General features: G+C 70.8%; 7 protein-coding genes and 1 pseudogene. 5 read left to right on the top strand and 3 right to left on the bottom strand.

Features of this window, described 5'->3' with window-relative positions; genetic code table 11:
* Nucleotides 1-47 precede the first annotated feature (47 nt).
* The gene (locus ACFWJ4_RS38340; RefSeq protein ID WP_380553194.1) at nucleotides 48-1,838 is read right to left on the bottom strand and encodes a S8 family serine peptidase; all 1,791 of its coding nucleotides are present in this window, start codon (nucleotides 1,836-1,838) and stop codon (nucleotides 48-50) included.
* 154 nt (nucleotides 1,839-1,992) lie between these two features.
* Entirely contained in the window at nucleotides 1,993-2,385 is a 393-nt protein-coding gene (locus ACFWJ4_RS38335; RefSeq protein ID WP_380553191.1) for a hypothetical protein, read from the bottom strand.
* A 509-nt stretch (nucleotides 2,386-2,894) separates the two neighbouring features.
* Between ACFWJ4_RS38335 and ACFWJ4_RS38330 the strand changes: the two genes are divergently transcribed.
* From ACFWJ4_RS38330 to ACFWJ4_RS38320, 3 genes and pseudogenes are all read left to right on the top strand, one after another.
* Nucleotides 2,895-4,154 carry a serine hydrolase domain-containing protein gene (locus tag ACFWJ4_RS38330; RefSeq protein WP_380553188.1) on the top strand — a complete coding sequence of 420 codons (1,260 nt, stop codon included), beginning with the start codon at nucleotides 2,895-2,897 and terminating at the stop codon, nucleotides 4,152-4,154.
* Between the two features lie 418 nt (nucleotides 4,155-4,572).
* Nucleotides 4,573-5,088 (top strand): hypothetical protein, encoded by a 516-nt coding sequence (locus ACFWJ4_RS38325; protein WP_380553185.1) that lies wholly within the window; start codon nucleotides 4,573-4,575, stop codon nucleotides 5,086-5,088.
* 127 nt (nucleotides 5,089-5,215) lie between these two features.
* Nucleotides 5,216-5,857, top strand: a pseudogene (locus ACFWJ4_RS38320) (DegT/DnrJ/EryC1/StrS family aminotransferase); the annotation flags it as partial.
* 204 nt (nucleotides 5,858-6,061) lie between these two features.
* On the opposite strand, the gene ACFWJ4_RS38315 reads toward ACFWJ4_RS38320, so the two are convergent.
* Nucleotides 6,062-6,478 (bottom strand): hypothetical protein, encoded by a 417-nt coding sequence (locus tag ACFWJ4_RS38315; protein ID WP_380553182.1) that lies wholly within the window; start codon nucleotides 6,476-6,478, stop codon nucleotides 6,062-6,064.
* 320 nt (nucleotides 6,479-6,798) lie between these two features.
* On the opposite strand from ACFWJ4_RS38315, the gene ACFWJ4_RS38310 reads away from it, so the two are divergent.
* Together ACFWJ4_RS38310 and ACFWJ4_RS38305 are read left to right on the top strand one after the other, a co-directional pair.
* On the top strand, nucleotides 6,799-10,683 hold the full coding sequence (locus ACFWJ4_RS38310; protein WP_380553179.1) for a hypothetical protein: 3,885 nt from the start codon (nucleotides 6,799-6,801) through the stop codon (nucleotides 10,681-10,683).
* Nucleotides 10,684-12,087: 1,404 nt separating this feature from the next.
* The gene (locus tag ACFWJ4_RS38305) at nucleotides 12,088-13,242 is read left to right on the top strand and encodes a tyrosine-type recombinase/integrase (protein ID WP_380553176.1); all 1,155 of its coding nucleotides are present in this window, start codon (nucleotides 12,088-12,090) and stop codon (nucleotides 13,240-13,242) included.
* The last annotated feature ends 1,048 nt before the right edge of the window (nucleotides 13,243-14,290 follow it).

Below are 14,290 nucleotides of genomic sequence, written 5' to 3'. Positions count from 1 at the left end.
GAACGGCGGGGTCAAAGGGTTCAGAAGGTTCAGCAGGTTCAGCAGGTTCAGAAGGTGAGGTTCCAGGCGTCGATCGTGCCGGTGTCGCCGGAGGCGCCGTCCTTCACGCGGAGCTTCCAGGTGCCGTTCGCCGCACTCGCGGCGGCGTTGACGGTGTAGGTCTTGGCGACGTTGTCGGTGCTGTCGCTGTTCGGGAAGTCCTCCAGGAGGTAGACCGTGCCGTCGGGCGCGACCAGGGAGAGGACGAGGTCGCCGCGGTAGGTGTGCTTGATGTCCACGCCGACCTTGAGCGCCGCCGGGGCGTTGCCGCTGACGCCGGTGACGGTGATCGGGCTCTCCACCGTGGTGTTGTCGGGGATCGCCACGTCGGCGGTGTTCTCGAAGTACGTGCCGGTGGGCTGGGTGGCGCCGCCGACCGCCTTCAGCGCGTCGACCTGGCCCTCGCCGAAGAAGCCGTTGACGGCGGTGGTGCCGGTGCAGCGGCTGTCGGAGGCGGGGCAGGCCAGGTCGTTGGCCTGGCTCGCCAGCCGGGCCCGGATGTCCGCCGGGGTGAGCGACGGGTTGGTGCTCGCGATCAGCGCGGCCACCCCGGTGACGTGCGGGGAGGCCATCGAGGTGCCGCTCTTGGTGCCGTACTTGCCGCCGGGCAGGGTCGAGTAGACGCCGGTGGCGCCGTCGCCGCCGGGCGCCGCGACGTCGATGACGCCCCGGCCGAAGTTGGAGTAGGAGGCCTTGCCGCTGCCGCTGCCCGTGGCAGCGACGGTCACCACGCCGGGGAGTTCGGTGGGGATGTCGAGGCAGGCGTTGCTGATGGTCCGGGTGACCTTGGTGGAGTCGTTCGGGCTCTCGCTGTCGGTGGTCTTGTTGGCCAGGTCGTAGTTGGAGTTGCCGGCCGCCGCGACCTGCAGCGAGCCCTTGCCCTCGGCGTACTCCTGGGCGCGCTTGACGCCCTCGATGATGGCCGCCTGGTCGAGGTCGTTCGGGCAGTTGAACTGCCAGGGGTCGGTGTAGTAGCTGTTGTTGGTGACCTTGAAGCCGTGGTCGCCGGCCCAGACGAAGCCGCAGACGGTGTTCTCGGCGTAGAAGAGGGTGCTGGTCGGCTCGGCGATCCGGACCGAGGCGATCTTCACGCCCGGTGCGACGCCGATGACGCCCTTGCCGTTCTTCGCGGCCGCGATGGTGCCGGCGACGTGGGTGCCGTGGGTGTCCACGTCGCGCCAGGCGCCGGTGCGGGTGTCGGGCTTGCCGTAGGCGCAGGAGGCCGAGTCGGCGGCGTCGAAGTTCGGTGCGAGGTCCTGGTGCTGGTCGTCCACGCCGGTGTCGAGCACGCCGACCTTGACGGTCGGGGAGCCGGTGGTGACGTTCCAGGCCTGGTCGGCCTTGATCTGGGTCATGTCCCAGCGGTTGGACTCGGTGAGCGTGGTGGCCGCCTGGGCGGGGTTGGCGGGCAGGGCCGGGTTGTACGCGTCGGCCGGCACGTCGGAGGTGCGGGTCGCGCCGACCTGCTGGATGCCGGTGACGGTCCGCAGCTCGGCGGCGAAGCCGGCGCCGGTGGAGTGGGCGACGATGACGCCGATCGCGTCGTAACTCGCGAAGACCGTACCGCCCTTGGCGGCGACGGCGCTCTTGGCGGCGGCGATGTCGGCGGGGGCGCTGATCACCAGGTAGGCGCGGGTGCCGGCGGCCCATCCGGCCGCGGTGCCCGCGACGGCGGGGGCCTGGGCGACGGGGGCCTGGGCGGCGGGCGCGGAGACGGCACCGGGGACGGTGGGGGTGGTGGTCGTGGTGGCGGCGGTCGCGAACGCGGTGGGGGTGGCGAGCGCCATGGCCGAGAGCACGGCGAGGGCTGCGGCCGGGCGGCCGAGCCGCCGGGATATCAGGGGTGACACGTGTCCTCCTAATCGGCCCGTGCGTGAGGGGGATCGCACGGGAATTGAAGGAAACATGCCAGATTGGGCAGGACTTGGGGAAGACTTTACGCCCGACGACTTCTCACGGAGACGTTACGTTTTGATGTCGCGGGGTCCGCGGCGCCCCAGGTGGGGTGCGCACGGCCGACCGCAGGGCACCCGGCAGGGCCTCCCTCACGGTGGGTCCGGCGGGGCCGATGAACGGCCGGGCGGCGTCCGTCAGTTCACGAAGCGCTTCCGCGTCGGCACAGGGCTCACCGGCGATGAAATAGACCCTGAACTCCAAGCCGTACAGCCGCCCTCGGACCTTCGTCCTGATCCAGAGCGAGAACAGGTCCGCGTCGCCGTGGCCGGAGCGGTTCTCAGCACGGACGTGCCGACTCAGGTACTCGAACGACAGCGTCTCCCGATCGACCAGCAGACCGGGGATCCGTTCGACCGAACCGTGCAGCAGATAGAGACACATCAGGTCCACCGGATGTGTGTCGTGCGCCAGCCGTGTAAGGAATCCATCGGAAAAACTGTCCCGCAAAGGTGTCTCCAGCCGTCCCGCCCGCCCTGTGCCCGCATCCTGGGCACGGGGTGAATCTACGGCCTTCGGAACGGTTTTCGGCGCCCCTTCGAACCGGCCCGGCTCCTTCCCGGCCTCCCCGACCGGCGAGGCATGAGCTCGACGCCCCACGTCCCACGTCGCTGGTCGCTCGATCGGCCGAGGCCTCAGGGATCCGTCGGGGGCGGCCTTCGACCTGAGGTGGAGTTCCACGGGCGGGAAGATGGGCCCCGGGGCGGACATGCTCCGGACCTGAGGCGGACGCCTCGCGTCCCGGCCGCCTGGCACTGTGTCAACTGTCTTTGTCAAGACGGATGTTGACGGCATTCGTCGATCGGATTCGGGAGGACGGCATGGCGGACGGGGCGGCGGATCCGAGGCCCGGGAGGACCGGATCGAAGGGTCGGCGGTGGCGGGGCACGGCCGGGCGGTCGGTGGTCGTCGCACTCGCCGGCGCGGGCCTGCTGGCGACCTCGGCTCCGGCCGCCGGCGCGACGGACGCCCCGGCGGCGCCCTACCGGGTGGCGGCGGGCGAGGCACGGAAAGCGGACGGGGCGCGTACGGCGGACGGGGCGGCCCTGGACGCGGTGGTCCGGGCCATGGTGCGGGAGGGCGGCGCGGCGGCGACGCTGGCCCGTGTCCGGGAGAACGGCTCCACAGCCTGGAAGGGTGCGGCCGGCGTGGCCGACCTGGCCACCGGCGCCCCCGCCGATCCGGACGGCCGGTTCCGGATCGGCAGCGTCACCAAGACCTTCGTCGCGACGGTGGTCCTCCAGCTCGTCGCGGGACACCGACTCGGCCTCGACGACTCCGTCGAGAGCCGCCTGCCGGGCGTGGTGCCGAACGGCGCCGGCATCACCGTGCGCCAACTGCTCAACCACACCAGCGGCATCCACGACTTCACCGAGGACCCGGCGTTCGACGCCGGCAACGAGGCGACGCTGCGGCAGTGGCTGGCAGGTGGGCGCTGGACGTCCTACCGACCGCAGCAGCTCGTGGACATCGCCGACAAGTACCCGCCGTACTTCGCCCCCGGACAGGGCTGGCACTACTCCAACACCAACTACGTGCTCGTCGGCATGATCATCGAGCGCCTCACCGGCCGCAGTTGGGCGCAGGAGGTGAACCGCCGCATCATCCGGCCGCTGGGCCTGACGGGCACCTCGATGCCCATCGACTCGCCCTTCATTCCCGGCTCGCACGCACACGGCTACTACAAGCTCGCCACCGGCCCCGCCGACGTGACACTGCTCAACCCGTCGATGGCATCCTCGGCCGGGGCGGGCATCTCCACCACCGCGGATCTCACCCGCTTCATCTCCGCCCTGCTCGGCGGGCAACTGCTCGGCCCGGCCGAACTCGCCGAGATGAAGCGCACCAGCGGCCCGGGCGAGGCCGTCGGCTACGGCCTCGGACTCCAGCGGATGACCACGCCCTGCGGCGAGTTCTGGGGACACAGCGGCGGCATCCCCGGCTACAACACCCTGATGGTCGGCGAGGTCACCGGAAAGCGGCAGTTCGCCACCTCGATCAACCGGTACGACCTGTCCGACCCCGCCGCGATGCAGCGGACCTCCAACGACCTGTACTCCACGGGCACCTGCGGCGGCCGCCCGCCGACCGCCCCGCCGTCGACCCTCCCCTCCGCCGCCGCGACACCGCGGTCCACCGGACCCACCGGACCGCTCACCTGACCCGAGCCCCGGATCCGCGCGCCCGCACTGCCACGGACGCGCGGATCACCTGGGTGTTCAGCAGCAGCCGCCGCCCGGCCGGCAGCCGCAGGCGTCCGGCTCACTGCCGGGCGGCGGGGCGACCCCGGCGGGCGCGCAGCAGCCCTTGCCTCGCCAGGCGCCGCAGCACCGGCCAAGCGTCCACAGCGTGGGGTCGCATTCCATGGATGGCCCATCACCGCTGAAGGCGTCCAGGCGGGTGTCGTCCAGGCTCAGGCCTGCGCCTTGCTCCCGTCCATCGGGGCTCCTGTTCCCCCGATCGGGCTAGCCGCAGTTGCGTCGACTTCAGCACGGGCGGCCAGGGTTCGCCGATGTGATCCATCCCACAGCAGTGGTGCGTCCAGATGCCCGGGTGCACCCCGAGGCGACCGTCGGCCCCATGTGCATCATTGGCCCCGATGTGCGCGTCGGGCGTGGCACGAACCTGATCGGCCATGTCCGGGTCGAGGGGCCCACCGTGATCGGGGAGGACAACCAGGTGTTCCCGTTCGCCTGCCTGGGCGGTCCTTCCCAGACCCGAAGCCGGCCGGTCGACGCGGAGCCGATGCTCGTGATCGGGGACCGCAACCAGATCCGGGAGACGGTGACGATCCACCGGGGAAGTACGGCTTCAAGCACGACCCGGATCGGTGACGACTGTCTGATCCCCCGACAGACGCTGCGTCATATCGTCGACGCGGTCCGCGTATGGACCACGCGCACGGACCTGTCACGCGCCGATCGCCTGCACCACATGGAAGCCCGCCACGGGCATCTCCCCGAGGTGAAGAACCTCGTCGACTTCCTCACCACCCGTGGCGCACTGCCCAACGCCCGGCAGCCTTCGCGTCTTCCGACCGCCGGGCGCCTGCTGCCTCCGACGCAGCGCTCGGAGGTTCCAAGCCCGCCTGGCTGAGTCCCGCCCGGCCCTGCGCCAGCCCTCCGGCGAGAGTTCTCCATTCGGCCTGGTCGGCGACCTGGGGACGGTGAGTGCGGAGGACCCTCGGACCACCCGCCCGCCCGGACCGGAAGGGACCACACCCATGGCCACCGCCACCGCGCCCGTCACCCGGCTGTCCGAGCCGACCATCGGGCCCGAGGAGATCGACGCCGCCACCCGCGTCCTGCGCAGCGGCCGCATCGTCCAGGGCCCCGAGGTCGCCGCCTTCGAGGACGAGTTCTCCCGCGCCGCCGCGGGCGGCCTCGACTGTGTGGCCGTCAACAGTGGCACGTCCGCCCTGTTCCTGGCCCTGCTCGCCCTCGGCATCGGCCCCGGCGACGAGGTCGTCGTTCCCTCCTTCAGCTTCGCCGCGACCGCCAACGCCGTCCGCCTCACCGGAGCCGACGTCGTCTTCGCCGACATCGACCCCGCCACGTACTGCCTCCGCCCCGACGCCGCGGCCGCCGCCATCACCCCGCGCACCACCGCGCTGCTCCCGGTCCACCTCTACGGCCACCCCGCCGCCATGGACGACCTCCGGGCCATCGCCTCCCGCCACCGGATCGCGATCGTCGAGGACGCCTGCCAGGCCCACGCCGCCACCCTGAACAGCCGCCACGTCGGCACCTTCGGCCAGGCCGGCTGCTTCAGCTTCTACCCCACCAAGAACATGCACTCGCTGGAGGGCGGCATGATCTGCACGCCCGACCCCGCCATCGCCCGCACCCTGCGACTGCAGCGCAACCCGCGCTGGGCACACTCGCCGCCAGCGCTGCCTCACTCGGGCCCCCAGCCCGCCGGAGCACCGCCTCGTACACCTACCGGCCGCTTCAACCTTGGTGCAGGCCGATGGCCTCGTCCGTAGCGGCGCTGTTCAGCGCTGGACTCCCTGGCCCGCCGTTCCACTCCGCCCCCGGCGAGGGAGCATCCGGCCGCCTCTCTCCGGCGTTCAAGAACCGGTGATGTGCTGGTCCCGCCCGGCCTGGTACACACGGGAGTTGCCGCTGGCTTCTGCCTTCATGATGATCGGCCGATGCCGGGTCCGGTCGCCGTCGGACAATGCCGGGGCCAAGTGTTCGTCCAACAGCCTCCGCAGTTCGTCGGCAAGGGCGGGATCCTCGCTGAGCAACTGCTGCAACCGCAGGCGCCAGGAACCCGCCAGGGCCTGCTCGGTGTCCTCGTCGCCCTGCTCCCTCGCAGCCAGTACCTGTGCGCGCACTGTCTCCAGCTCGGATCCGACGTCGTCGGCCCGGTCCGGGCGTCGGCGCCGCCACCACTCCACCACCGCGGCCCGGCTCTGCTGCCAGCCGTCGGTTGCCATCGCGCTCACCAGCGCGCTTCCCGCTGCCAGGACGACCGGATCCATTTCGCCCCCCACGTCGACAAGACACTGCTGTAAGGACCGTAACCGGCATCGTCTCGAACTCGGAGCCCTTTGCGCAAAATCGCGGCGCTCTGCCGCCACCGAGCGAGCGACAGAGCCGCTCAATGGACAGACCCGCTTCCCCTGTGGCGGGGCCGTCCCTGCGGTGGCATCATGAGGCGGCGGCGGATCCGGTGGGGGGAGCTGAGGGTGGGCGCGATCGTCTTACAGGCGCACCGGGCCGTCCGGGACGAGCGTGTCGCACAACGATGAGCGGCACAGGATGGCAGGAGCCTGAGGACGCGGCGGAGCAGCCACTTTCGATGAGCGCCACGGCCGGCAGCGAGGCCAGAATCTACCAGTCCCGCCGTGACATGGTCGTGGCGGAGGCCGGCGATGTCCATCTCCACTACCTGGACGGCGTACGCGAGACCCGGCGGGCCCCCGTGGACGCCGCCGCGCACTGTCCGTACCCGGGGCTGAAGCCGTTCGAGCCGGGCGATGCCCGGTGGTTCTTCGGCAGGGACGATCTCGTCGCGCAGGTACTGGCCGAGCTCGACCGCGACGCCGAGGGGCCTCTCGTCATCGTCGCTCCCTCCGGGGCGGGGAAGTCCTCGCTGCTGCGGGCAGGCGTGCTGCCGGCGCTGACGGAAGGCCGCCTGCCCGGTTCGGCCGGCTGGAGCCAGCTGTTGCTGACCCCCACCGAGCGGCCGGTCGACGAACTGACTACCCGGCTGGAACAGGTCGTCGGGGTCAGTACCGCGGAGGTCCGTCGCGCGATCGAGGCTGGTCCGGAGGCGGTCGCGTCCGCGCTGCGTGCGTCGTCCGGCACCTCTCGGCTCATGTTGGTCGTGGACCAGCTCGAAGAACTGTTCACCCTGTGCACCGATGAGCTGCAGCGGCATGCGTTCCTCGATCTCCTGGACGCTCTGGCCGCTGGTCCGGAGCCCGCCGCCGTTGTCGTCTGCGTCCTGCGGTCCGACTTCTACTCCCAGTGCGTGACCTACCCCCAACTGCGGTCCGCATTGCAGCACCGCCAGGTCGTCGTCGGGCCGCTGTCGCAGGAGGGCCTTCGGGAAGCCATCCTCTTCCCTGCCCAGGAGGTCGGACTCGTCCTGGAGCCCGGGCTGGTGGAGCTGATGCTGGCCGACCTCGGGTGGCCGGGGAGGGAAGTCGGCCAACTGCCGCTGCTGGCCCACGCGTTGCGGGCCGTCTGGCACCAGCGGCAGGGCAACACCCTGACCGTCAGCGGGTACCGCACCACCGGCGGGATCGGCCAGGCCGTGGCAACCAGCGCCGAGCGGATCTACTCCGGCCTCGACCCGGCAGGGCAGTCAGCGGCCCAGGCCATGTTCCTGCGGCTGGTCCGAATCGGTGAGAGCGGCGACGGAGCGGAGGACACCCGTCGCCGGGTCGCCCGGTCCGACCTGCCTGCCGGCCTCGTCGGGGTGTTCACCGTCGGCCGGTTGCTCACCGTGGAGCACGACGCCGTCACCATCGCGCACGAAGCCCTCGTCCGCGCCTGGCCCCGCATGCGGACCTGGATCGAGTCCGACCGCGCCGACCGGCTCGTTCGCCAAGGCCTCGAAGAGGCCGCGGCGGCCTGGGAGCGCGACGGCCGGGATCCGGGCATGCTCTACCGAGGCGAGCGTCTGGTCGCGGCCAGGCGGGTGGCCCACGAGGCCGGCCCTCTCGCCACTGTCTTCCTGAAAGCCTCCGCACACCGGGCCCGCCGGGTGGCCGCCCGCCGTAACCGGGTGATCGCGGTGCTGAGCGCTCTGGTCCTTGTCGCGGTCGCCGCCGCAGCGGCCGCCGTACAGCAGAGCCTCACGGCCCGGTCCGAGCGCGACACCGCCGTGTTCCACCAGATCCTGGCCAAGGCGGACCATCTGAGGGGAACCGACCCGTCGCTGGCCGCTCAACTGGACCTGGCCGCACACCGCATGCGCGAGGCGGACCCGGAGGCGTACACGCGACTTGTCAACGACGCCGCGTCGACGCTGTCGACTGCCTTGGCCCACCGGAACCCGGTCGGCGAGGTGGTGTTCAGCCCGGACGGTCGGCTCCTGGCCGGTGTGGGGCTGCACGGGGCCCTGGAGCTGTGGGACACGACCGAGCCGCAGCACCCCGCCTCCCGAACCGAGTTGCTGCCAGGGCTCGACACCGGTGTCCTGTCGGCCGCGTTCAGCCCGGACGGCAAGCTGCTGGCAGCCGGCAGCGACGGACACCTCCGGCTGTGGGACGTCACCGACCCCGCCCACCCGAAGGCCGGGGCCGACCTGAGGACGAACGGCGGCGTCGACGCGATCGCCTTCAGCCCCGACGGCGGACGTCTGGCCGTGGGCGACGACAAGCAGGTCCGGGTCTGGGACCTGGCCGTCCCCTCGTCACCGGCCCCGCTCGGCGAGCCGCTCGGCCAGACCGACATCGTCACCCGCCTGCGCTTCGGCCAGGGCGGCAACGTCCTGGTCGTGGGCGTCCTGGTCACGAACCCGACGGACGCCGCGGTCCGGGTGTGGGACCTGACCGGCTCGACCGCGTCCACCCCGCGCAGCACGGCCTTGACGGTGGAGGGCCGGCCGACCGTGAGCTGGTTCGGCATGAGCCCCGACGGCAAGGAGGTCGCCGTGGCGGCCGGTGGCGGGACCGTCCACCGGTGGGACATCGGCGATCCAGCGGCTCCCGCACCCCTGGGGGAGCCGCTGCCCGGTCACGGCAGCCTGCCGGCGTCCCTCGCGTACAGCCCTGACGGCCGCGTTCTCGCCGTCGCAGGCGACGACGGCACCATCCGGCTGTGGGACGTCACCGACCGCGCGCGCCCCAAGCCCGTCGGCACACCCCTGCCGGGATCCTCCCCGACGTCCGGCCCCCTGCGCTCGGACCTGCTCGGCAGTGGCTACGAACTCGTCTTCAGCCCCGACAGCACCACACTTGCCGCGGCAGGCGACGACGGAACGGTGCGCCTGTGGAACGTGGTCCTGCCCGAGCACATCACCCCCCTCGGCAACCCGCTCGTCGGCCACGGTGACGCCGTCCGCTCCCTGACGTTCGACCCCGACGGCAGGACTCTGGCGACGGCCGGGATGGACAGCACGGTCCGGCTGTGGAGCCTGCCGGGGTCACGGCTGGCACAACAGGGCGATCCCACGGGAGGCCTCTCGATCAGCTCCGACGGCGAACTCCTCGCCGTGCGCAGTGACGACGGCGCCCCGGGCATCCGGATACTGCGGACCACCCCGGCGGGCACCTTGGCCAGGGCCGGGGCCGACCACCTGTTCAAGGACGTGTGGTCGGCGACGTTCAGCCCGGCCGGGCGGACGCTCGCGGCCGCCACGACCGACCAGACCCTACGGTTGTGGGACCTGCGCGACCCGGCCTCGCCGCGGGCAGTCGGAAGCACGAAGACCGGACACCAGGACCCGATCAATCAGATGACCTTCACCCCGGACGGGGGCGCACTCTTCACCAACGACCGGACGTCGGTACAGCTGTGGGACGTGAAGGACCCGGCCCGTCCGAGGGCACTGGCCACCATCGTCGATCTCACCGACCGGGCGGCACACGACTACCTCGTACGCGTCGGCCACCTGGCCCTCAGCGCCGACGGAACCGTGCTCGCCGTCGAAACCGGCGAGGGCGCGAGGGAGACGAGCGTCCACTTGTGGGACGTCCGCGATCCGGCCCGGCCACGTCCGGCCGGCACCCTGTCCGCCCCGCTGGGCACCGTCGAATCGGGTCCGCCCGTCTCCGTCACCTCCCTGGCCCTCGCCGGAACGACCCTCATCCTCGGTGACCAGGACGGGAGACTCCACCTGTGGGACATCGGCGACCCGGCACGACCCCGCTCACGCGGTCCCGCCGTCACCGCCCACGCCGTCAAGGTGACCGCCCTGGCCCTCGATCCGCAGGGCAGGACCCTGGCCACGAGCAGCGAGGACCACACCGTGCGCCTCTGGGACATCAGCGACACCTCCCACCCCCGCCCCCTCGGCACACCCCTGACGGGACACGCGGGACCGGTGACCGCCCTGACCTACAGCCAGGACGGCAGGCACCTGGTGACCACGAGCCGCGACGGCACCGTCCAACTCCGCGCACTGAGCCCGGACGACCTGTCCCGCACTGTCTGCGCCACCACCTGGCAGGCCCTCACCCGCACCTCATGGGAGCGCCACCTGCCGGGCATCCCCTACGAACCCCCCTGCTGACCGTTCTCGGAACTGCCACGCTTCCGCAGGGTCATCTACGACTGCCCGACCGAGCGGCGCACACCCTGTTCGAGCCAACCGACGCAGTGCTGTGCACCGACGGGCCGGTGAAGACCCTGGTGGACCTAGCGCCGGCGCCCGAGCACGCCCGCTCGCCGCGGAAGAGGTCGAGCCGCGCGAGCGCCTGGTCGCCCAGCTCGACGCCAACGACCTCGAAGAGGCGCACCCGTGACCCGACCCACATCGTTCCAAGGGCGGCGCCCCCAGCTCGGTGCTGGGCTGGACCTGCTTGACCCATTCGGTAGCTGGGACAACAACGAAGGCCGCGGGCCGGAGGATGACGAGGCCGTCGGCCGCGGCGACACCGAACGCCTTCACAACCGGCTCCTCGCGTTGCTGAACCGGTGACCTGTGCCCACCGGCCGCGCGGCCCGCCGCCCGCCCCTCTAACCCACCGTGCCGGGCACAACTCCGACATCCACACAATTCCCAGGATGACGAATGACCTTCCGCACCATGGCAACCGCCGCGATCCTCGCGCTCTCCATAGCGATCGGCTCCTCTGCACCCGCTCTGGCGACTGAGCCAAACATGCCAATCTGGACTGCCCCTACCGCCGAGAGCCTCCCGATCTGGACCGCTTCCACCCGGTGATCAACGCGGGACGCCGCACTGCACCCGGAAGCCCCCTCCCGTAGCACTCGCGACGAGCCGCGGCTCTCTGCAGTACAGGTGCCCACCGACCCCGGCATCCAGGCAGCAGTCTTCGGCCCCCGCACCGAGCTGCTCCGGGGCCACGACAACCACTCCGCAGTGGGTGCCTCGGCTGCCTGGCTCGCCCACCTGATCCGCCCGCTGGAACAAGTCCCCGCGCCCCTGGCCCGCTGGACGCGGCCACGAAGACAGCACGCACGTGCTCGGCCACCGACTCGTGGTCCCTCACCAGCCGCTCGACCGGCCCGGAGGCGGCACGAGCCGGGCGAAGGTGAGCATTCGGCACACCCGTCCCCGAGACCGCCGAACTCGAGGTGCGGACCGTCGTCGGCCTCGGCCAGGAGGAACACTGGGATCGGGCAGCATGAGCATGTCCGTAATGAACGATTGTGTTCCCTATACCCCGGGGATACCGTCGGTAGTGGTGAACGAATCCGTCCCCTGCCCGCCGTTCACCCTCGAACTCATTGGGGGACCGCCATGGCCACCTCGCGCGCCCTGGCCGAGGCTTCGCCCGCGACCGCACGTCGGGGCCAGCACCCGGGGATCGCTCTCACCGTCATCGCGGCGACACAGCTGATGGTCGTCCTGGACATACCACGCAACTAGGGTTTCGTCCCAGCTCAGGGGCCTGACCGACCATCCGGGGTCAGCAAAACGTCAGCATGGCACCCGGGAGCGCGATCAACCATGGCAACCACCGGCCTCATCCGCGGCATGGGCACCTTCTTCAAGGAGTGCGAACACCCCGAATCCCGCTGGAGCCGCTGCCCGCACGAGTACAAGATCCGGTATCGCAACGCAGCCGGACGGCAGTCGGAGGAGTCAGGCTTCGCCACGCAGGACAAGGCGAAGGCCCGCCTCGCCGAGGTGTACTACGCGCGAAAGAACTCCCCACAGGGACAGCGCAAGGCGGAGCGGATCCAGAAGTACAGCCCGATGCAGTTCGAGCAGTACGTCAAGGAGTGGAAGGCCGGCCAACGCGATCTCGGCCCCGGCTCGATCCGCCACCTCGACTCCCTGCTGGAGCACCACCTCTACCCCGCCTTCCGCAGCCGCAAGATGGGCACCTTCGACCACAAGGTCGTCGAGGCCTTCATCCAAACCATGGAGCGCAACGGCGTCGGCATCGCCACCCAGTCCCACACGTTCGACAAGCTGAAGTCGATCCTCCTCGACGCCCACCGCCTCGGCCTCTACGACGAAAGCCCGCTCGCCGGCGTCAAGCCCCCGCAGTACAACCCGAAGCGCGCCGTCATCCCCTCCCCGATGCAGGTCCAGGGGATACGCGAAGCCGACAACGACATGTTCCTCCTCGTCGCCGACCTCATGAGCGGGTGCGGTCTACGCAACGCCGAGGCCTGCGCTGTCAACCTCGGCTGCCTCGTCGCCGACGACGTCTACCGTGTCAGTGAGCAGGTGAACCCGACCACGAACCAGTACGCACCGCTGAAGCACCGCAAGGAAGGCGACTACCGCGACGGCCCGCTGCCGGCTCGTGTTCGACGGACGGTCGAGTGGTACGCGGACAAGTACGGCACCGTGGACGGCTACCTCCTACGACACCCCCTCGACCCCGACAAGCCCTTCCCGACCTACTACATCGCGAACGCGTGGCGGCGCATCCGCAAGCGCGACGACGTCGACATCCCCGAAGGTATGGTCGTCTACGGGCTGCGCCACTTCTTCGCTTCGAACTGCCTCAGCCACAACATCCCCATCACCGACGTGGCCGAGTGGATGGGCCACCGGAGCATCGACATCACCTTCAAGGTCTACCGACACCTGATGCCCGGGTCCGTCAGTCAGGCAGCCCAGATCCTGAACCTCGACCTCGCCGCCTGAACATGCCGGTGGCCCCGTCCCCACCCGGACGGGGCCACCGCCACCTGCAACCGTTCTCCTCAGCTCCCCCCGGTCCGCTGCTGCCGGATCCACGCCTGAACCTCGGACACCTTGTACTGCAACTTGGCGTTCCGACCCCGCCCGAACCTGTACGGGGCCAAGCCCACCCGGGGAGCATCTCGGTACACCCACTGAACCGACATGTTCAGAAACTCTGCGGTCTCCTTGACGTTCATGAACTGCTGGGCCACAAGCCCTCCTCTGCGACAGCCGACGGCAGCGCAAAGCTTCCTGCTACACACCGGTTTGGCGGAGCCGCAAGCCAGTGTTATTCGATCCGAACCGACGGCGACTCCACTGCACCTACCCGCCAGGCAGGAACCCGACGATCCGTGAGAAGCGCGACGTGCCAGCAGCCGGCAAACCAGCCGCCACCGCGCCGGCCCTTCGGCAGAAGTCATCGAGCACCCCCGACAGCCGCTTCTCGGACGGCGCTGGCCGGCCCACTGGGCTGGCACCCACGGGCGGATCGCGGTCGCCTCCCCACCGACTGCGCACCTTGTTCTTCCGGGCGCTGTGTCGTCTTGAGCGTGTTTTCGCCGCCTGCTTCTGACGTGCCTCGCGCACCGCCCCGCGTTGGGCGTCCGCCTGGTCGAGGGTCGGGCGTGCTGTTGAACCTCATCAACGTCCTCGCCCACGAACTCGGCTGCACGCCCGCTGAGGCCCTCCCCGGGAGATCGCCCTGCGCGACCACGTCATGCGCTGTTTCCTCCACCTCCGGAACGCACCACCCCCACCCTCGACGACCTGGGCACTTGGATCCACGGCAGCACCCCTTGGGACACCGCCGCCGAACCCCCGCCGACCAGGCTCGCCCAGCGGTTGCACGCCCCCTGCTCCGCCGAGGTGACGCCACGGGCCGGCCCCGGGAACCACGCGCGGACGGCGAACTACCGGAACCGGCCCACGACTCCACCGGATGCCGGGCTCAGCGATCGGCCTGGAAGCCGTTGATCTTGCTCAACGAACCGTAGCTGCCGTCCTCGTA

Source organism: Kitasatospora sp. NPDC127067, from assembly GCF_042724755.1.
Classification (GTDB): domain Bacteria; phylum Actinomycetota; class Actinomycetes; order Streptomycetales; family Streptomycetaceae; genus Kitasatospora; species Kitasatospora lactacystinica.
The sequence above is the reverse complement of the archived record's forward strand: the minus strand, read 5'-3'. Positions and strand labels throughout refer to the sequence as shown.

Excerpts from the sequence above, each read along its gene's own strand:
- ACFWJ4_RS38325 (WP_380553185.1), top strand. The coding sequence starts at position 4,573 with ATGTGCATCATTGGCCCCGATGTGCGCGTCGGGCGTGGCACGAACCTG.
- ACFWJ4_RS38315 (WP_380553182.1), bottom strand. The coding sequence starts at position 6,478 with ATGGATCCGGTCGTCCTGGCAGCGGGAAGCGCGCTGGTGAGCGCGATG.
- ACFWJ4_RS38310 (WP_380553179.1), top strand. The coding sequence starts at position 6,799 with ATGAGCGCCACGGCCGGCAGCGAGGCCAGAATCTACCAGTCCCGCCGT.
- ACFWJ4_RS38305 (WP_380553176.1), top strand. The coding sequence starts at position 12,088 with ATGGCAACCACCGGCCTCATCCGCGGCATGGGCACCTTCTTCAAGGAG.